The sequence below is a fragment of the Rhodococcus sp. MT28 genome, assembly GCF_058792695.1.
The window spans coordinates 165,348-183,432 of the sequence record NZ_JBXAFD010000004.1; the positions used below are offsets into that span (position 1 = coordinate 165,348).

Annotated in this window: 18 protein-coding genes; 9 read left to right on the forward strand and 9 right to left on the reverse strand. The window is 64.2% G+C overall.

The genetic code is table 11. The features are described from left to right. Positions 1-33: 33 nt before the first annotated feature. The 3 genes from AC1Q6C_RS17130 to AC1Q6C_RS17140 are packed head-to-tail and all read right to left on the reverse strand — an operon-like array spanning position 34 to position 2,170. Entirely contained in the window at positions 34-480 is a 447-nt protein-coding gene (locus AC1Q6C_RS17130) for a DUF6918 family protein (RefSeq protein ID WP_003941973.1), read from the reverse strand. A gap of 48 nt (positions 481-528) precedes the next feature. Continuing rightward, positions 529-1,524 (reverse strand): o-succinylbenzoate synthase, encoded by a 996-nt coding sequence (locus tag AC1Q6C_RS17135; protein ID WP_007728475.1) that lies wholly within the window; start codon positions 1,522-1,524, stop codon positions 529-531. A gap of 1 nt (position 1,525) precedes the next feature. Continuing rightward, the gene (locus AC1Q6C_RS17140; RefSeq protein WP_037129937.1) at positions 1,526-2,170 is read right to left on the reverse strand and encodes a PaaI family thioesterase; all 645 of its coding nucleotides are present in this window, start codon (positions 2,168-2,170) and stop codon (positions 1,526-1,528) included. An 83-nt stretch (positions 2,171-2,253) separates the two neighbouring features. Here AC1Q6C_RS17140 and AC1Q6C_RS17145 point away from each other — a divergent pair, with 83 nt between their 5' ends. Further along, complete coding sequence (locus tag AC1Q6C_RS17145; RefSeq protein WP_024487301.1) at positions 2,254-3,147, forward strand: 1,4-dihydroxy-2-naphthoyl-CoA synthase; 894 nt, start codon at positions 2,254-2,256, stop codon at positions 3,145-3,147. 28 nt (positions 3,148-3,175) lie between these two features. After that, positions 3,176-3,565, forward strand: coding sequence for a VOC family protein (locus AC1Q6C_RS17150; RefSeq protein ID WP_003941917.1), 390 nt, complete (start codon positions 3,176-3,178; stop codon positions 3,563-3,565). A 97-nt stretch (positions 3,566-3,662) separates the two neighbouring features. Here AC1Q6C_RS17150 and AC1Q6C_RS17155 read toward each other — a convergent pair whose 3' ends face one another. The 5 genes from AC1Q6C_RS17155 to AC1Q6C_RS17175 are packed head-to-tail and all read right to left on the reverse strand — an operon-like array spanning position 3,663 to position 9,259. Beyond that, a complete protein-coding gene (locus AC1Q6C_RS17155) occupies positions 3,663-4,022 on the reverse strand; it encodes a hypothetical protein (protein ID WP_003942018.1) in 360 nt (119 codons plus the stop codon). A gap of 2 nt (positions 4,023-4,024) precedes the next feature. Further along, positions 4,025-4,783: an ABC transporter ATP-binding protein gene (locus tag AC1Q6C_RS17160; protein ID WP_003941866.1), complete on the reverse strand. Its 759-nt coding sequence runs from the start codon at positions 4,781-4,783 to the stop codon at positions 4,025-4,027. After that, positions 4,780-5,523 carry an ABC transporter ATP-binding protein gene (locus AC1Q6C_RS17165; protein WP_003942056.1) on the reverse strand — a complete coding sequence of 248 codons (744 nt, stop codon included), beginning with the start codon at positions 5,521-5,523 and terminating at the stop codon, positions 4,780-4,782. The genes AC1Q6C_RS17160 and AC1Q6C_RS17165 overlap by 4 nt, the downstream gene beginning before the upstream one ends. Next, positions 5,516-7,774, reverse strand: a complete 2,259-nt coding sequence (locus AC1Q6C_RS17170; RefSeq protein WP_042925622.1) for an ABC transporter permease — start codon at positions 7,772-7,774, stop codon at positions 5,516-5,518. Before AC1Q6C_RS17170 ends, AC1Q6C_RS17165 begins: the two co-directional genes overlap by 8 nt. 60 nt (positions 7,775-7,834) lie before the next feature. Next, the gene (locus AC1Q6C_RS17175) at positions 7,835-9,259 is read right to left on the reverse strand and encodes an ABC transporter substrate-binding protein (protein WP_003942040.1); all 1,425 of its coding nucleotides are present in this window, start codon (positions 9,257-9,259) and stop codon (positions 7,835-7,837) included. Positions 9,260-9,543: 284 nt separating this feature from the next. Between AC1Q6C_RS17175 and AC1Q6C_RS17180 the strand changes: the two genes are divergently transcribed. The 7 genes from AC1Q6C_RS17180 to AC1Q6C_RS17210 all read left to right on the forward strand — a co-directional run bounded on the left by AC1Q6C_RS17180 (position 9,544) and on the right by AC1Q6C_RS17210 (position 14,775). Further along, on the forward strand, positions 9,544-10,743 hold the full coding sequence (locus AC1Q6C_RS17180; protein WP_007728486.1) for an inorganic phosphate transporter: 1,200 nt from the start codon (positions 9,544-9,546) through the stop codon (positions 10,741-10,743). Positions 10,744-10,758: 15 nt separating this feature from the next. After that, positions 10,759-11,022, forward strand: a complete 264-nt coding sequence (locus tag AC1Q6C_RS17185) for a hypothetical protein (protein ID WP_003942079.1) — start codon at positions 10,759-10,761, stop codon at positions 11,020-11,022. Between the two features lie 54 nt (positions 11,023-11,076). Then, positions 11,077-11,412: a DUF3349 domain-containing protein gene (locus tag AC1Q6C_RS17190; RefSeq protein ID WP_003941853.1), complete on the forward strand. Its 336-nt coding sequence runs from the start codon at positions 11,077-11,079 to the stop codon at positions 11,410-11,412. Positions 11,413-11,416: 4 nt separating this feature from the next. Beyond that, complete coding sequence (locus AC1Q6C_RS17195; protein ID WP_003941976.1) at positions 11,417-11,719, forward strand: DUF3349 domain-containing protein; 303 nt, start codon at positions 11,417-11,419, stop codon at positions 11,717-11,719. Then, complete coding sequence (gene menE / locus AC1Q6C_RS17200) at positions 11,716-12,855, forward strand: o-succinylbenzoate--CoA ligase (RefSeq protein ID WP_230359637.1); 1,140 nt, start codon at positions 11,716-11,718, stop codon at positions 12,853-12,855. Before AC1Q6C_RS17195 ends, menE begins: the two co-directional genes overlap by 4 nt. Positions 12,856-12,943: 88 nt before the next feature. Further along, entirely contained in the window at positions 12,944-13,951 is a 1,008-nt protein-coding gene (locus AC1Q6C_RS17205; protein WP_003941960.1) for a daunorubicin resistance protein DrrA family ABC transporter ATP-binding protein, read from the forward strand. After that, on the forward strand, positions 13,948-14,775 hold the full coding sequence (locus tag AC1Q6C_RS17210) for an ABC transporter permease (RefSeq protein ID WP_003941848.1): 828 nt from the start codon (positions 13,948-13,950) through the stop codon (positions 14,773-14,775). Before AC1Q6C_RS17205 ends, AC1Q6C_RS17210 begins: the two co-directional genes overlap by 4 nt. 21 nt (positions 14,776-14,796) lie before the next feature. Here the strand turns inward: AC1Q6C_RS17210 and AC1Q6C_RS17215 are convergent, their stop codons facing one another. Next, entirely contained in the window at positions 14,797-18,045 is a 3,249-nt protein-coding gene (locus tag AC1Q6C_RS17215; RefSeq protein ID WP_064074190.1) for an AfsR/SARP family transcriptional regulator, read from the reverse strand. Positions 18,046-18,085: the final 40 nt, after the last annotated feature.

Here is an 18,085-nt window from a genome sequence, read left to right on the forward strand (position 1 = left end):
AAACTCCCGGGCCACTCGTCGTTTTACGTTCGCTTATGCAGCGTGCTTCTGGATCACATCGCCCAGACGCGGCAGAGCTGCAGTCACATGCTTCTTCGCCGAACCGCGCAGCTTCGAGTACATCGACTTGACGACGGCCTTGTCGCTACCTTCGATACGCTCGTCCGTCACCTCGAGGAGGGAATCGGCAACCGCGTCGCCGCGGGCGCTGATGAAATCGGCGAAGCTACCTTCACCGGAAGCCGAGAATTCCTGCCAGTACGGCTCGAGCTTTGCCACGAAAGCCGGCAGAAGCGCGGTGACGGCGTCCGGCACGATGGACGGGCTCACCTTCTTGACCGCGCCGTAGCCACCCTTGAGAGCCAGCCCTGAGGCCCCCGACTTATCCGAAACCTCTGCGTCGATCAAGGTCTGCACGTCCGCGACGACCGCGGGAACCCGTGATTCCTCGAGCAGGGTTTCGTTCAGAGCTGCAACCACTTTCGATCCCTTCATTCTTCACTGATGTTCATCAGGTCGCGCCCGAGACTATACGAAATTCGGCTGGTCCCTACTGCCGAGTATCCGATGGCAGCGCCGAGCCCTCTCCAACCACCAGTCGCGCCGGTCCGCGGGCGCGGCCAGCGTCTCGAGCAGAACCGGATCAGGCTCGACTGCACCCACCGACAAAGCACCGTCGACAGCTGCCCCGGTGACCGCGACATCCCGGACGAACAGGCCGCCGGTACCGAGTCCGCAGGCAAACGGAAGGGCGGGCAAGGCTGCCGCGGCCGCCAGTCCCGCGGACATCCCCACAGCCGTGTCCAGAGCGCTCGAGACCACCACCGGCACCCCGTAGTCCGCCAGCTGCGCCGACAGCGCCACCACAGCACGCATTCCGCCCAGCGGCGGCACCTTCACGACGGCCACGTCCGCTCCCCCCGCTCGTACGACGCGCAGCGGGTCCTCGGCACGGCGAATGCTCTCGTCGGCAGCGATCCGCACACCGGTCCCCGCGGCGCGGACCCTGACCAGTTCCTCGACGCTTGCACACGGCTGCTCGGCGTATTCGAGTTCACCGTCATCGGTGATCGCTCGCAAGGCCGTGATCGCCTCGTCCACGCTCCACCCGCCGTTGGCGTCGACGCGCACGTTCGGGATGTGCCGACGCACCTCGTTCACCCGGGCGACGTCCTGCGCCAGCGACTGTCCCTTCTCGGCGACCTTGACCTTGGCTGTCCGGGCGCCGGGGAAGCGCTCCAGCAATTCCGGAACGGCAGACGCGTCGATCGCCGGCACGGTCGCGTTGACGGGAACTGCGTCACGAAGCGCAGGCGGCGGACCCAGCCACGCCGCTTCGATACCCGCGAGCAGCCACTGCGACGCCTCGTCGTCGTCGTACTCGACGAAGGGTGCGAATTCTCCCCACCCGGCCGGGCCGCGAACGAGCAGGGCCTCACGAGTCGTGATGCCGCGAAAGCGAACTCGCATCGGTAGTGCGAGCACCACGGCGTCCGCGATCAGATCGTCGAACGAGGGGAACATGTCAGGGCTGTCCCGGAAGCAGTTCGATCATGAGCGCCTCACCGTCGGCGAGGAGCTTGCCGTCGAGATCGGTCAGGCGCGCGCTGACAAAAGTCTTGCGACCCTCGACCCGATCCACCTGCCCCTCGATCACCAGTTGTTGATTGAGCGGAGTGATCGCGCGGTAATTGATGTGGAGGTAGCCGGTGCGGGAGATCGGACGGCCACCCGCGTGGACCGTCATCCCGAAGACGTCGTCGAACAGCAAGGGCAGGACACCGCCGTGAGCGGCGCCGTTACCGCCCAGGTGGTAGCGGCGGAAGACGCCGGTACTGCGGACTCCTTCGGTGTCGAACTTCTCGACCATCCACGGGAGCATGAGGAGGCTGCCGCGTCCGGGCAATTGGATGTTCGAGCCCGCGGGCGACTTGCCTTCCGGGACCTCGTACGGAGTCAACCGATCGGCAAGCTCTTCGGCTTGCGTAGCGATGTCTGCGAGTACGTCGTCGGGAACATTGGTCGAGACGGCAAGGTCCTGCAACCTGCGCATCGCTTCGACGAAGCGGCCGAAGTCCGGACCTGCGGGAGTGTGCCGGAACCGTGGAAATCCGCCCCGCTTCTCACCGTCTGTGACGATCTCCGTGCCGTCTGCGGTTTGTTCGCTCATGACCTGCACGTTAGCGCGCCCGGGAACGTGTTCTACCTCAGGTATCCGTTAGACGCGCGAGCCGTGCCTCTATCGTGGCTCAGGTGACCTTCAACCCGCAGCTCTGGCGCCCTGTCCCCGGATTCGAGAACCTCACCGACATCACCTACCACCGGCATGTCAGCCAAGGCACCGTTCGCGTCGCCTTCGACCGACCGGAAGTACGTAATGCGTTCCGCCCGCACACCGTCGACGAGTTGTACCGCGCACTCGATCACGCCCGGATGACCTCCGACGTGGGAGCGGTGCTCCTGACCGGCAACGGACCGAGCGAGAAGGACGGCGGTTGGGCGTTCTGCTCGGGCGGAGACCAGCGCATCCGTGGCCGCAGCGGCTACCAGTACGCCGAAGGTGAAACGGCGGACACCGTCGACAAAGCACGCGCCGGGCGCCTGCACATCCTCGAGGTCCAGCGCTTGATCCGCTTCATGCCGAAGGTCGTGATCTGCCTGGTCAACGGCTGGGCTGCGGGCGGCGGCCACAGCCTGCACGTGGTGTGCGACCTGACGCTCGCCAGCCGCGAGCACGCACGGTTCAAGCAGACCGACGCCGACGTCGGAAGCTTCGACGGCGGCTACGGCAGCGCCTATCTGGCAAAGATGGTGGGCCAGAAGTTCGCTCGCGAGATCTTCTTCCTGGGTGAGACGTACACCGCCGAGGAAATGCATCAGATGGGCGCGGTCAACAAGGTTGTCGACCACGCTGAACTCGAAAACGTCGCGATCGACTGGGCCGGCAAGATCAACGGCAAGTCGCCGCAGGCACAGCGGATGCTCAAGTACGCGTTCAACCTGCAGGACGACGGGTTGGTCGGCCAGCAGCTGTTCGCCGGTGAGGCAACACGTTTGGCGTACATGACCGACGAGGCCGTCGAGGGTCGTGACTCGTTCCTCGAAAAGCGTGATCCCGACTGGTCACCATATCCCTGGTATTTCTGACACAGTAGGTGCGAGAGGGAGGTCGGACGTGGAGATTCTGAGCAGTCGGACGATATTGCGCCCGAGCGAGTACGAACGAACGCTGAGCTTCTACCGAGACACCCTCGGTCTGGCGATCGCTCGTGAATATCCCGGCGGCACAGTCTTCTTCGCCGGCCAAGGTCTGATCGAAGTCGCTGCGCACGGCGGCACCGGCGAGGGCGGCTTTCGCGGCGCGATCTGGCTGCAGGTCCGGGACCTCACTGCCGTTCAGACCGAACTGGTTCTCGCCGGGGTCAAGATCGCGCGCGAGGCAAGACAGGAACCGTGGGGTCTACACGAGATGTGGATCGCCGACCCGGACGGGACACCGATCGTGATGGTGCAGATCCCGGAGGACCATCCCATCCGACGCGATTCCCGGCCACCGTCCGCGTAGTCGAGACACCGCTGTAGCCGAGACACCGCTGTAGCCGAGCAATGACAGATGCCCGCCACGACTTTCGTGGCGGGCATCGTTCGGTTCTTCACAAAGATCAGTTGCGCGTGCTCAACGCCTGCGAGATCTGATCTGTCTGGGCCTGGCCCTCGAGCAGTTGGCGAACCAGCCACAGCCGCAGCACCTTTGCCACCGATGCGGCCAGGAAGAGAGCGGCACCGACCACTGTCAGGGCGAGGAAAACCACGGTGAGGATCTGGTACGACACCAGATCCCGCAGGTCCGAGAGCGTCAGCGAAGAGATGTAGACGACGAAGGCGCCGACCACTCCGACGACCATGAGCACCAGGCCCGCGATGCGCGTCGCCGCGTCGCCGCCTGCCTGCTTCTTGTCCAGCTTCAACTCTGCGATGTTCTTCTTGAATTCCTCACGGCGATCTTCGGCGAGAGTAGTCATCGTCATCCTCCTAGATAACTGGTAGAAAGTTCGTTTTCGATGTCGTGTGGATCGCCGGTCTTGACGACGCGTCCCTGCAACATCAGTGCGGCCGAGGTCGCGATGGGCAGCACCGCTCGCGCGAACTGCTCGGCGACGAGAATGGAAATGCCTTCGGCTGCAAGCGAGCCGACGACGTCGTACATCTGCGAGACGATTCGAGGTGCGAGACCCATCGACAGCTCGTCGAGCAGGAGCACCGTCGGGTGAGTGCCGAGTGCCCGTGACAGCGCCAGCATCTGCTGCTCACCACCGGACATCGATCCGGCCAACTGTCCGCGCCGCTCCCCCAGGATCGGGAACCTGCCGTACGCAACCTCTTCGAGTTCGGCCAGCCCGACGCCCGTTCCGGTGGCGATCCACAGGTTTTCCCGCACAGTGAGGTTGGCGAAGATCCCGCGTCCTTCGGGGATGGAGCAGACCCCCAGCCGAGCCAACTCCGAAGGCTCGACTCCGTTCACGACCTGGCCCGCGAGCCGGAACTCGCCGCGGGTGACCGGAAGGACGCCCGAGCAGATCTTGAGCGTCGACGTCTTGCCGCCGCCGTTGGGTCCGAGCAGCGCCACCACGGCGCCCGGTTCCAGAATCAGGTCCACCCCGTGCAGAACTTCGATGGATCCGTAACCGGCGCGGACACCGGACAGTTCGAGCAACGGTTCGGCGCGGTCGGGGCTGCGTATACCCTCGTCGATTTTCGCCTCGCCGATTTTCGCTGAAGTCATACCGCCTCCTCCTCGGTCCCGATGTAGGCCGCGATCACTTCCGGATCCGTCCGGATCTTCTCCGGATCACCCGAGGCGAGGACTGCGCCGTAGTCGAGCACGTGGATGGTCGAGCACACTTTCATCACCAGCGGAATGTCGTGCTCCACCAGACAGATTCCGAGTCCACCCGCAGCAAGTTCGGTGAGCATCTCGGCAAAGACCTCGGTTTCCTGCTCGGTCTGACCCGAGGCCGGTTCGTCGAGCAGAAGCACTCGCGGGTCGGTCATGAGGGCTCGTGCAACTTCGACGACGCGAGCCCGTCCGGTGGGGATGTCCGCGACGTCCTTGTCCGCGACATCCGTGAGCCCGGTCAGCTCCAGCAGGCGATCGGTCTCGCCGTCCACGTCGATCTTGTTGCGGCCGTTCGCCTTGTGGATGTCTCCCGCGACGCGCAGGTTGTCTCGCACCGACAGCGAGACGAACAGTTCGAGCCGCTGGAAGGTACGTGCCAGCCCGCGCCCCGCCCGCTTGTGCGGCGGCAGCTTCGTCACGTCGACGCCACCGAGGAACACCTGACCGGAGGTGGGTTTCTGCAGCCCGGTGATGGTGTTGAAGAGCGTCGTCTTGCCGGCACCGTTCGGTCCGATGAGTCCTGTCACCGTTCCGGGTTGCACGGTGAGCGAAACGTCCTTGACCGCGACGTGTCCACCGAAACGAACGCTCACACCGCGCGTTTCGAGAAGTGGTGTATCAGACATGGACGGTCAACTCCTTCGGCGAGCCACCCTGGTACTGAGGAATCCCCAGTTCGCGGTCGATCTCGTCACGGATCTCGGGGCTGTAAGGGACATCGATCCCGATGTCCTCGGGAACGACTGTCGCTTTGGCGGCCAGTTCCTCCGGAGTGAGAACCGCGCTGGGCATGACCATCTCACCGATCACCGGCAGCATGAACACCACCGCGATCGTGATGGACGCGAACCACCAGTTGCCGAGTACACCGGTCAGAGCGAGGACGTAGGTCAGCAGAACGACTGCGGCGCCGCCGATCAGAACAGGCTTGGCACCGGCGAGCCGTCGGTAGCCCTCGATCACGCTGTGGACCGTTCCGCTGGGGTTCGCGCCGACGCCGATGCCGATCAGTGCCGGGCTGACTGCCGCGATGTTGCCGAAGAGCAGCCACATTCCCTCCAACTCCGGTTGCGCCGAAGCCAGATTGGTGAACGAGACCATGATGACCGCAAACCCGATTCCAGCCATCAGTCCACCGAACAGGGCGCCGGTGACGTATCCGATACCCGCGACGACGGTCAGCATGAGCAGCGAGAGGCTGACCATGATGGCAAAGCTCTCGCCCGAGACGGACCCCATGGCGCTCGACATCAGAATGCCGCCGAGACCGGCGATCCCCGAAGAGATCATGAAGACGCTGAGCTTGAGCCGAACCAGGCTCTGTCCGAGCATGGCCGAACCGGCCGGGCTGTCCTTCATCGCTGCGAGTCGGCGCCCGTAGCCGCTGTTACGCAACGCGATGACGCCGACGCCGAGTATCGAGAACAGCGCGGTCACGGTCATCAGGAACACCGTCTCGTTGCTCAGATCGAGCGGACCGATCTTCAGCGGAGGGAGGGCGATGTTCCCGTCCTTGAACAGCGAGTACTTCATGCCGAACATCTCGTGTTCGGTGGTGTCACGAAGAACCATGTTGGAGAGGAACACTCCGAAGGCCATGGTTGCCAGCGCGAGATACAGCCCTCTCAGCCGCAGCGCCGGTAGGGCGACGAGGCCACCGATCACGGCGGTGACGAGGACTCCGACGACGATGCCCCACAGGTTGAGGTGCGCAGCCAACCCGGAACCGGAGATCCCGAAGTGGAAGGCCACGATGGTAGCGATAGCGCCGAAAGACACCGGCGCCAAGTTCAATTCACCCGCGTAACCGGTGAGGAGTGTGAGCGAGAGCGCGATGATCGCGAAAGTCATTCCGATGGTCAGTGTGGTGACGGCGGACGTCACCATCAGCAGACGGATCAGGTAGACGATGACGATCAGTGCCAAGCCCCAGACGACGGCCTTGCGCACGCTCGGCACGTGGTAACGCTCGCGAGTACGGGTGACCGCTCCACGCAACCGGTCCTGTGGGAGCACGATCAGCACCACGAACAGCGCGATCATCGGCAGGGAGACACGGAAATTCGACGTCCAACTCCAACTCGTCGGGAAGTACGCCAATACGTACGTACCGGCAAGCCCGAGGACCACGGCGCCGACGAACGTGCGCGGAATGCTGCGCAACCGGCCGAACATGGCCGCGGCAAACGCGTCGATCACCAAGAGTGTCAACATGTTCGCCTCGAGTGTGCCGCCACTGATCGGGGTGATCAGGATGCCGGCCAGGACTGCGAGCGTCGAACCCATCGCCCAGGACAGGGCCGCAAGACGCTCCGGATTGTGGCCGTTGAGGCGCAACAGTTCCGGATCGTCGACGACGCCGCGCATCGCGACACCGGCGCGGGTGCGCGTGAACAGGATGCGCAGGCCGACGGCGATGGCGATCGCAACGAGGATGCAGATCAACTCGTGGTAGCGGATGCTCGCGCCGAACACCGTGATCTTGGACTGGTCGCCGAAGAACATCTGCATCGTCCGAGCGGTCTCGGGGTGCCAGAACCAGTGCGAGATCGAGAGCATTCCGAGCAGGATCGAGACCGTCACAACGATTTTGGTGACCTCGGCGGTATCGCGCAGACCCTTCATGATCAGGACGTAGAGGCCGAGGCCCATCAGTGGCCCGACCAGGACGAGTGAAATCAGCAAGGCGACGACGGTGGGAAGTTCCCAGCCGTAGCGCAACTGCCAGTAGATGAACGCACCGAGCATTGCCTGTGCACCGTGCGCGAAGTTGAAGATGCCTGACGTGTTGTACGTGAGTACCAGCCCGGAGGCGGCGATCGCGTACACCGACCCCAGGACCAGGCCCAGGATCGTGAAAGTGACAAAAGTGTTCATGGCTGAACCCTCGTTAGGGACTCGGGCGGCGGTTGGCGCTCGCCGCCCGAGTCGGAAGAATCAGGACTGCGGCTTGATGACGTTGGCGTTCTGGTACTTCGTCGACACGCGGTCAGCCCCGAGTTCGGTTCCCCAGGTGCTCTTGTCGGTCGCGACGAGGTACTTGGGGTCGCACTTGAATTCGCCCGCGGTGGACGGGAATGCCTGCGCGTAGGTACTGCCCTTCAGCGAGGTCATGAGTCCGCAGGTGGCCGGCATGTTCTTGCCGGGATCGGTGACGGCATGCAATCCGCCGCCGTCCCACTCGTGAATGTTCGAGAGTTCGTTCACCATGCACTGACGCGTCAGATCGCTACCGCACTCGTCCGCGGCGGCCGCCCACAGCAGGAACGACGACGCCGCCTGCATACCGAGGAGCGCGGTCTTGCCACCCTGCTCGGAGACCAGATCCACGTACTTCTTCACTGCGGGCACCTTGTCCGCGTTCTCGAGCATCTGGAAGGTCATGCCCGCGTTGAGGTTGTCGAGCAGTCCGGTGTCCTTGTTCCAATCGGAGACGGTCGCGCCGTACCAGGTGGCTTCACCGAAGAAGATGGGATCGATCCCGACCTGGTCGAGGGCCTTCACGAAGTTCAGCTCCGACGGGCTTGCCGATCGTGACGTCCAGATCCCCTTCGCGCCGCACTCCTTGTACTTCTCGGCGAACGGCACATAGCTCGATTCCCCCTCGTAGTTGAGGGTGACGCCGCAATCCTTGAGCTTGAAACCCGCAGCCTCGGCGATCGAGCGAATCTTCGTGGTGGAGCTGATGATCGTGGGCATCGTGCTGTTGACGACGTCGAAGTCGTTCACCAGATCGGGGTGCATCTCGGCCATCTGGAACCACTGCGAACCGTTCGCGTAGTCGACCGGGAACGGGACACCCTGGAATGTCATCGGTCCGTTGGCTGCGTCGGGTGACACGGTGAAGCCTGGCACGGACACCAGGTTGCACGCGACACGCGTCTGCTCGGCGGTCTGATCCATCGCGAAGCCGTAGCCGACCATCATGAACTGGCTCGCGCACGCTTCCTGCATGACCGAGTTGGCCTGCGTCATCGCGGCGTCGTAGTCGGTTCCGACGACCTTGCGGCCGTTGATGCCGCCCTGATCGTTGCACCAAGAGATGAGCGCGTTCACCGCATCGCTCATTTCCTTGTTCAGCCCAGGAGACTTCACATAACCGCGGTCGTCACCGAACCCGATCTTGATCTCGGTGTCGCTGACGCCTTGATCGGTTGCGCCGGTGGCATCGCCTTCACCGCAGGGCGAATCGAGGGTGCCGAACTTCGCGTCGGATGTGCTCGACGCAAGGTCGGCGCTGACGCCGGGTCCGCCGACAGCGACGGCGTAGGGATCGTCACCACGATTCGATGCGCAGGCTGACGCCAGAACGGCGGTCGCGGCGAGTGCCACGATCAGCTTCGTGGACTTGTTGGGCTTCACGGTCGGAGCTCTCCTTCTCACTGACAGACACCGAGAAACAGGGGTGAAACCCCTGTTCCGGTGCGCTCGGTGCCCGTAGGTAATCAGCGTTTAAAACGGTCCGAATGTGCCTTCCCGGTGAGTGAGACCAAAAAGTGAGGTCCCACACAGGGTTCCGATTTCGTGGCGCTGAACACATCGCGAACGGCAGCGCCGCAGCCCACGCGCGGGGACGTACTCCGCGGAGCCCCTGTTCGCATCCCGTTCGCTGTACTTTTACGCGTTCGATACGCACAATTCACGTTGTGACCGCAGAGCTCGTAATCCTCCTGGTGGTAGTTGTCACCGCCCTCGCGTTCGATTTCACGAATGGTTTTCACGACACCGGTAACGCAATGGCCACCTCCATCGCGACCGGAGCACTCAAGCCCAAAGTTGCGGTCACACTTTCCGCGATCCTGAACCTGGTCGGTGCGTTCCTGTCCGTCGAGGTCGCTGCGACCGTGGCCAAAGGCGTCGTCAACCTCGGCGCGGTCAGTGGGCAGGATCTGCTGCTGATCGTCTTCGCCGGTCTCGTCGGCGGAATCATCTGGAATCTGGCGACCTGGCTGCTCGGATTGCCGTCGAGCTCCTCACACGCACTGTTCGGCGGATTGATCGGCGCCGCAATCGCCTCCATCGGTATGGGCGGCGTCGAGTGGGGTGGAGTTCTGACCAAGGTCGTCGTCCCCGCGATCCTCGCGCCGGTCGTCGCGGCCCTGGTCGCAGGCGTCGGTACCAAGCTCGTGTACCGAATCACCGCATCCGTCAAGGAAGACGAGCGTGAGCGCGGTTTCCGTTTCGGCCAGATCGGCACCGCCTCGCTGATCTCACTTGCGCACGGCACCAATGACGCCCAGAAGACTATGGGCGTCATCTTTTTGGCCCTGGTCGCTCACGGCACCATCACCGCCGAGACCGAGATGCCGTTCTGGGTGAAGTTCACCTGTGCCGTCGCGATCGCTCTCGGCACCTACCTGGGCGGTTGGCGCATCATCCGCACCCTGGGCAAGGGCCTTGTCGAGATCGCCGCGCCGCAGGGTCTGGCAGCCGAAGCGTCGTCCGCCGCCATCATTCTCACGTCGAGCCACCTCGGACTCCCCCTCTCGACCACCCACGTCGCCACCGGATCGATCCTCGGTACCGGCATCGGGCGCAAGGGCGCCGAGGTCCGCTGGGGCGTCGCAGGCCGGATGGCCGCCGCCTGGTTGATCACCTTGCCGTCGGCTGCAGTGGTCGGCGCCATCTGCTGGGCACTCGCGCATCTGATCGGCGGCCTGGCCGGCGTGCTCGTCGTCTTCGCTGCCCTCATCGCGTTCGCGATCTTCATGTACCTGCGTTCGCGTAAGGAACCCGTAGACGCCGCCAACGTGACCGCCGAATGGGACGAGAATCCGGATGCGACGGCTCGCGAGATTCCGACTGCTGATCCCACTCCGTCCACCGAACCCACTCGCAACTCCTGAAAGGGGCGCAAGAGAATGCATCTACTCACCGATACCCTCGATTCGCTCTGGCAGGTAGTGGCAGTCGGACTGCTCTTCGGAGCCGGACTGCCGGCGATCTTCGCCTTCGGCCTCAAGTCGCTGAGTCTGCCGAACGCCGACGGCACCGAAGGACCGTCCACCCTGGGTAAAATGGGTGCGTACCTCTGTTTTGCGGTCGTGCTCGTCACGATCTTCGCCGGAATTCTGTTGTTGATGAAGAACTTCTTGGCCAGCACGTTCGGAATCCACGTCTTCTGAGTGGTCGTCGCGGCGCACCACTGAAACCACCGAAACGAAAATGAGGCCGAGGATTTGAGCAAGTATTCATTGCGCAGCGTGCTCGACTGGCTGCGTGCCGGGTATCCCGAGGGCATCCCGGACAAGGATCATTTTGCGCTGCTCGCCGTTCTCCGTCGTCGTCTGACCGACGAGGAGATCGAGCAGGTCGTTTCGATGTCCATCGAGTCGGCACACGAAGTGCCGGACCGCCACGTCGACTACGACACCATCCGCGCCATCATCGAGGGAATCCTCAACGAGGAGCCGTCCGAGGACGACGTCGATCGTGTCACCGAAAGGCTGCGCGCAGGTGGGTGGCCGGTCATCGAAGACGTGGACACCGACAACGAAGTTCGAGACGTGAGCTGACGTCATGGCCCTTCCGCCCTTCCTCACGTCGATAGTCGGCTGGTTGCGGGCCGGCTATCCCAATGGCGTCCCCGAGCAGGACTACATCCCACTTTTCGCGCTCCTCACTCGCAGACTCTCCGAAACCGAGGTCGACGCCGTCGCCGACGCGTTGATCGAGGACGGCGATCTGCCCATCGAGAAGACCGACATCCAGGTCCTCATCACGAAGATCACCAACGAGATGCCACTCGAAACCGACGTCGACCGAGTACGAAGCCATCTGGCTGCCGGTGGTTGGCCGCTGGCCGGGCCGGACGTCCGGTGAACGTTCTTCGCACACTGGCCGTTCCACAGGGTGAGGCGGTCTTCGAGGTACTGCCTGCCATCGCGCAGATCCTGGACGGCGTGCACGACGCCGTGCTTCCCGTCCCTGCGGCCGACGCACGCGAGACGGCCCGACTGAGCGACGCTCTGCACCCCGATCAGCCCATCGACGACGGCATCTCGCTGGTGGTCGCCACGTCGGGGACCACCGGAACCCCGAAGGGCGCGATGCTCGCCGCGAGCGCACTGCGAGCCAGCGGCGACGCGACCCATGAACGCCTCGGCGGCACCGGATCCTGGTTGCTGGTTCTCCCCCCGCACCACATCGCCGGGATGCAAGTTCTGTTGCGCAGTGTCCTCGCCGGAACACAACCGGTGATCGTCGACGTCAGTGCGGGTTTCGACCCTGCAGCATTGCCGGGCGCTGTCGCCGCGATGAGCGGACCGCGCCGCTACACCTCGTTGGTGCCGACGCAGTTGGTCAAGGCACTCGGTGATCGCGCCGCGGTCGAGGCCCTGGCTTCGCTCGACGCGGTTCTGCTCGGCGGCGCTGCTACTCCCGCACCGGTACTCGCGCAGGCCACCGAAGCGGGCATCACCGTCGTCCGCACCTACGGGATGAGCGAAACGTCCGGCGGTTGCGTCTACGACGGAATCCCGTTGTCCGGAGCACAGATTCGTATCGACGACGGGCGAGTACTGCTGGGCGGTCCGATGCTCGCGTCCGGGTACCGCGGGCTTCCCGACCACCCTGCCTTCGCCGAACCCGGATGGTTCCGGACCGACGACGCCGGAGCTTTTGTCGACGGGGTCCTGCGCATCAGCGGCCGGTTGGACGAGGCAATCTCCACCGGTGGGCTGACCGTCGTACCGCAGGTGGTCGAGGCCGCGCTGGCCGATCACCCCGCCGTTCGCGAGTGCGCGGTGATCGGCATCGAGGACCCGCGGCTGGGGCAGCGGGTGGTGGCCGTGGTCGTACCCGAGGGCGAAGCTCCGACGCTCGACGAACTGCGCGCACATGCTCAGCGGACACTCGACGTCACCGCGGCGCCGCGGGAACTCTTCGTCGTGGACGCGCTCCCCCTGCGTGGACCGGGAAAGCTCGACCGCGCCGCCCTGGTGGCTCGGTTCAGCTAGCATCCGCAGCACCGACCTCGCGCGCTGTGCAAGTAACCGCAAGTTCCACGCAAGGTCCATGCAAGATCGGTCTGCCAAGCTTCATCCCATGAACCACACAGCTTCGCCTCTTGCCATCGAGGCCGACGGACTCGTCAAGAAGTTCGGCGAGCACCGCGCGGTCGACGGCGTCAGCCTCACCGTCCCCACCGGCTCGGTGTTCGGCGTCCTCGGGCCGAACGGCGCCGGCAAGACCACCACCGTCCGCATGCTCGCCACTCTCCTTCGCCCCGACGGCGGTGAGGCGCGCATCTTCGGCCACGACGTCAGCCGTGAACCCACCGCGGTCCGATCCCTGATCGGCGTCACCGGTCAGTACGCCTCCGTCGACGAGGATCTGACGGCGACCGAGAACCTCGTGATCTTCTCGCGGCTGCTCGGCCTGAGCCGCCGCGATGCGCGCACCAAGTCCCTCGAACTCCTCGAGGAGTTCGATCTGGTCGAGGCCGCGACCAAACCGCTGAAGAACTTCTCCGGTGGCATGCGTCGTCGCCTGGATCTGGCGGCAAGCCTGATCGCGCGCCCGCCGCTGCTGTTTCTCGACGAGCCCACCACCGGCCTCGATCCGCGCACCCGCGCCCAGATGTGGGTGACCATCCGGCGACTCGTCGCCGAGGGTTCGACGGTGTTGCTCACCACGCAGTACCTCGACGAAGCCGATCAACTGGCCGATCGCATCGCGGTGATCGACCGCGGCCGCGTGATCGCCAACGGCACCGCCGACGAACTCAAGGCTTCGGTTGGGATCTCCTCGCTCCAACTCAAGCTGGTCGATCGTGATCGCACCGAGGAGGCTCGCTCGCTCATCGCCGCTGCGCTGAGCGTCGAGGTGGGAGTCACTCCCGAGGTCGGGCGGATCACCGCACCACTGAGCGACCCGTCGATCACGGCGGACCTGTTGATCCGTCTGCGTGAGCAAGGTATCGCCGTCGACGAAATCAACGTACAGAAACCCAGCCTGGACGAAGTGTTCCTGACCATCACCGGGCACCAGCCCGAAGACGGTGGACGCAACGACGCCCAGTCCGACAACGACTCCGATCGGAGCGTCGCATGACAACCACCCTCACCAAACCCCGGTCGCCGATAGCCCAGCCGGATGCCGCACCCCGCCGCATCAGCCTGCAGCAGAGCTTCGCGAACACGTTCACGATGGCGTACCGCGGAATTCTCAAGATCAAGCACAACCCCGAGCAACTGTTCGACGTCGTCATCCAGCCGATCATCTTCACGTTGATGTTCACCTACATCTTCGGCGGCGCGATCGCCGGTGACGTGACGGCATATCTGCCGACGATCATCCCCGGCATCCTCGTCCAGACCGTCATCACCGGTTCCATCGTCACGGGCACGCAGCTTCGTGAGGACATGGACAAGGGCGTGTTCGACCGCTTCAAGTCCCTTCCCATCGCTCGTATCGCCCCGCTGTCCGGTGCATTGCTCGCCGACGTCGTGCGCTACGGCATCGCCACGACCATCACGTTCATCGTCGGTTTCGCGATGGGTTACCGCCCCGCAGGCGGCGTGGTCGGCATTCTGTCTGCCGCGATCCTGGTCATGGTGTGCGCGTTCTCCATCAGCTGGATCTTCGCTCTCATGGGCGTGCTGATGAACAAAGCGTCCACGGTGCAGGGTGTTTCGATGCTCGTGCTGTTCCCGCTGACGTTCCTGTCGAATGCGTTCGTCGATCCTGCCACCATGCCGAGTTGGCTTCAGAAGTTCGTGAACGTCAATCCGGTCTCACACCTGGTGACCGCGGTTCGCGAGCTGGCCAACGACGGCCACTTCGGTATCCACGTCGTGTGGTCGCTGGTGGGCGCCGCGGTGATCGTTGCCGTCATGGCACCTTTGACCGTGCGGATGTACATGCGCAAGACATAAGTCCCGCACCATCGTCCAGACCTAGTCCAGCACCGGTCCGCGAAGCGCAGCCAACACTGCTTCGCGGACCGCTCTGCGTGAGTAACCCGATACCTTCTCGGTTTCCACAGACCACCTGTCGGCTCCGACCAGACCAACCGCGAAGTCGGAGAGGCGCGCGTGATGGAGCGAGACGAAGTCTTGTCTCCCCGGCATTTTCAACGACAACGCCATCAGTTCGACTCCGCGTTCGATGTTGCCCGTGACAAGATCGAACGACCCGATCGCCGACGCCAACGAACCGGCGAGTGGCAGGTCCGCGTAACCGTTGGGATCGAGCTTGAGAGCACTCGACTCCTTCATCTGCAGAACGCGGCCCGCCACCAGTTCGTGCCTGCCGTGAACTGCGTGAGCGCACACAGCCGCGGCACCGAGCAGAACGACGAAGGGATCACCGAAGATGTTCTCGATCGCAGAACCCAACAGCTCCAGCGCTTCTCGATACCGAGTCAAGCCCTCGTCGATACGGCCGTCCGCGAGATCCGCCTCGGCGATACTCGCTATGAGCGCCGCACGCCGTTGATCGGTTTCGATGGCCCCGGTCCCACCCGAATGCGCCAATGCCGGACGTGCACGATCGAGAAGCACCCGACCACCAGCGGTGTCACCGGCCGCGATCATTGCTCCGGCTTGAAAGCAGATGAGCTGCATCGCCTCGTCACGCGCACCGAGGCGTTCCATCGACGCCGCCGCGATCGCGTAGAACTCGATGGCCTCGCCATAGCGGGCGGATTGGCTGTGAACCGACCCGACATGTTGGGCCGCCATCGCCAGACCCCACTCGTCACCGATGCTGGTGGCGTAGTCGAACAGAGTCTCCCCGTCCAGCAATGCACCGCGCAGATCTCCGATGTTCTCCCGCATGTTCGAACGCGCGGACAACGCCGCCATGCGGGTCTCGGGATCGGAACTGCGAACGCCTTCGGCCACCAACCGCGCAAGTTTGTGGTTGGCGATCCCACTCGTGGTCAGCTTGATCAGAAATGCGAACAACGGACCGAGATCATCGCGCTCACGCAACAGCTTTCGAAGTCGGATCCGCGCACGGGCATGGTTTCGATCGGCCTCTCCGAAGAAGAGATGCATCGCCACCAGGATGAACGTAGCGCCCACCAGTTCTGCATTCACGTCGCGCAGATCGTTGTCCGCGGTCGCCCCGACGATCTTCGACGCCCAGTTCGAGATTTCCGAGTTCGATCCTCGTACGGCCCACAGAATCGCAAGGACGGGGAAGACGTTGGCTACGGTCACCGCGTCGCCGCGTTCCACGGCCCAGCGAAGTACAGCCAGAAGGTTGTCGTGCTCGGCATCGAGGTCGGCAATCAGACGGAGCTGATCCGTCCGTGCACGCACGACGGCATCCTCGGCGATCGCAATCGCCCAGTCGTCGAGGCGCCGAATCACTTCCGGTCCCTCCCCGGACGCGGCGAGTTGCTCCTCGCCGTATTCACGGACAGTCTCGAGCATGTAGTACCGAAGATCTCCCTGCCCGTCGCTGACGGATAGAAGTGACTGATTCACCAGCGCTTCGACGGCGCTTGCCACATCGGTCAACTCGCCCCACCCGGCAACGGCCTGCGCCGAAGAAAGGGTGAAGCCGGCCGGGAATCGGCACAATCGACGCAGCGCAATCTGATCCCCGCTGCCCAACAGATTCCAGCTCCAGTCGATCACCGCGTGCAGGGTGCGATGCCGATCCGGAGACGTCGGATCATCGGAGCGCAACAACGCGAACCTGTCTCGCAGTCTCGAACCGATTTCGTCGACGCTCATGGTGCGGACCCGCGCGGCAGCGAGCTCGATCGCCAGCGGGAGTCCGTCGAGCGTCGTACACAGCTTGACTACCGCGTCGACGTCCAGATGAACAGACGGCCGCACCGCACGGGCTCTCGCCGAGAAGAGTTCGACTGCCGAGCCGCTTCCGTCGTCGATCGCCAACGGCGGCAACGGGTACACCGCCTCGGCACTGATCATGAGCGGAGAACGACTGGTGGTCAGAACCGTCAGCTGACGACCGGCCGCGATCATCTCGGCCACGATCTCCGAACACGCGCCGATCACGTGCTCACAATTGTCGAGGATGAGCAACATCGGACCGGCAGACAGCGCCTCTTTGAGTCGCTCTCTCGCCGAATGCGTTCGGCCGACGGTCAATTTGCCTGGCGCCAGATCGGATTCGCTGATTCCGAGGGTGCCTCCGATGGCCGCGATGACATCTTCGCTGCTGCGCAACGACGCCAACTCCACGAGGACCACCGAGACGCCCGGCTGGTTCACGGATCCGCGCAGGCCCAATTCGTGTGCGAGACGGGTCTTTCCGGCGCCACCAGGTCCGAGAATGGTGACGACGCGCGAGCGGGCGAGCAAGGATTCGATCTGGTCGATGTCGTTGTCGCGACCGAGCAAGGTGTTGGGGGCAGCGCGGAGACCGATCGCACGCGCGGCCCGCGGTGTAGCCGCAGGTGCCCCGAGAAGTTCCGCATTGAGAGTCACCAGTGCGGGTGACGGATCAGCGCCCAGGCGATTGGCGAGGTGGTTGCGGAACTCCGCGAACACTTCGAGTGCCTCGTTGACTCGGCCTGCTCCGGCGAGCGCACGCATCAACGCCTCGGCCGCTGTGTCGTCGAATGGGCTCGCCAGATGGCGTCCGCGCACCAGGGGAATGGCTGCCGCGTACTCCCCCAATGTGAGCAACGCGTCGATCTGCGCCGTCTCCAGTTCGTCGTACACCCGGCCTGCGTCGAGCGCCAGACGATCTGCAACGTCGCCGACGACGTCACTCCCGGGGGTACCGCGCCACAGGCGCAATGACGCGGTCGTGACTGCGAGCGCTTCGGACGCGTCGGCGCCGACGGTGCGCAGACCACGGGCGGCGTCCGCTGCCCTGGCCAGGTCGACACGCTCCCGAGCGAGAGTGAGCCGGTATCCGGCCGCCGTGACTTCGAGGGCCCCGTCCGGGAGTGCAGATCGCAGGCGCGAGACCTGAGTGTGGAGGGCGTTCATCGGTGAGCGCGGCGGCTCCAGCCCCCAGACGTCGTCGATCAGGCTCTGCGCGGTACGTGGCTCACCCGGATTGCGAGCCAGCGCAACCAGCAGAGTTCGAGCTCGCGGACCCGGCAACGGAACCAGACGATCGCCCACTTTGGTCGAAACGGGTCCGAGCAAGGCAATGTCTGCCAGGTCTTCGCCCGACTGCGCGTACCTGGCGCGCTCACTCACGTCTCGAGTCATGTGCTGATCCACCGCGTTCGATCGTATTGCACAGTGCAAA

What these genes read in the sequence shown, in the direction of transcription:
- AC1Q6C_RS17210 (WP_003941848.1), top strand. Translation starts at nt 13,948, where the DNA reads ATGACAACCACCCTCACCAAACCCCGGTCGCCGATAGCCCAGCCGGAT.
- AC1Q6C_RS17195 (WP_003941976.1), top strand. Translation starts at nt 11,417, where the DNA reads ATGGCCCTTCCGCCCTTCCTCACGTCGATAGTCGGCTGGTTGCGGGCC.
- AC1Q6C_RS17140 (WP_037129937.1), bottom strand. Translation starts at nt 2,170, where the DNA reads ATGAGCGAACAAACCGCAGACGGCACGGAGATCGTCACAGACGGTGAG.
- AC1Q6C_RS17160 (WP_003941866.1), bottom strand. Translation starts at nt 4,783, where the DNA reads ATGACTTCAGCGAAAATCGGCGAGGCGAAAATCGACGAGGGTATACGC.
- AC1Q6C_RS17165 (WP_003942056.1), bottom strand. Translation starts at nt 5,523, where the DNA reads ATGTCTGATACACCACTTCTCGAAACGCGCGGTGTGAGCGTTCGTTTC.
- AC1Q6C_RS17170 (WP_042925622.1), bottom strand. Translation starts at nt 7,774, where the DNA reads ATGAACACTTTTGTCACTTTCACGATCCTGGGCCTGGTCCTGGGGTCG.
- AC1Q6C_RS17135 (WP_007728475.1), bottom strand. Translation starts at nt 1,524, where the DNA reads ATGTTCCCCTCGTTCGACGATCTGATCGCGGACGCCGTGGTGCTCGCA.
- AC1Q6C_RS17205 (WP_003941960.1), top strand. Translation starts at nt 12,944, where the DNA reads ATGAACCACACAGCTTCGCCTCTTGCCATCGAGGCCGACGGACTCGTC.
- AC1Q6C_RS17185 (WP_003942079.1), top strand. Translation starts at nt 10,759, where the DNA reads ATGCATCTACTCACCGATACCCTCGATTCGCTCTGGCAGGTAGTGGCA.
- AC1Q6C_RS17215 (WP_064074190.1), bottom strand. Translation starts at nt 18,045, where the DNA reads ATGACTCGAGACGTGAGTGAGCGCGCCAGGTACGCGCAGTCGGGCGAA.
- AC1Q6C_RS17155 (WP_003942018.1), bottom strand. Translation starts at nt 4,022, where the DNA reads ATGACTACTCTCGCCGAAGATCGCCGTGAGGAATTCAAGAAGAACATC.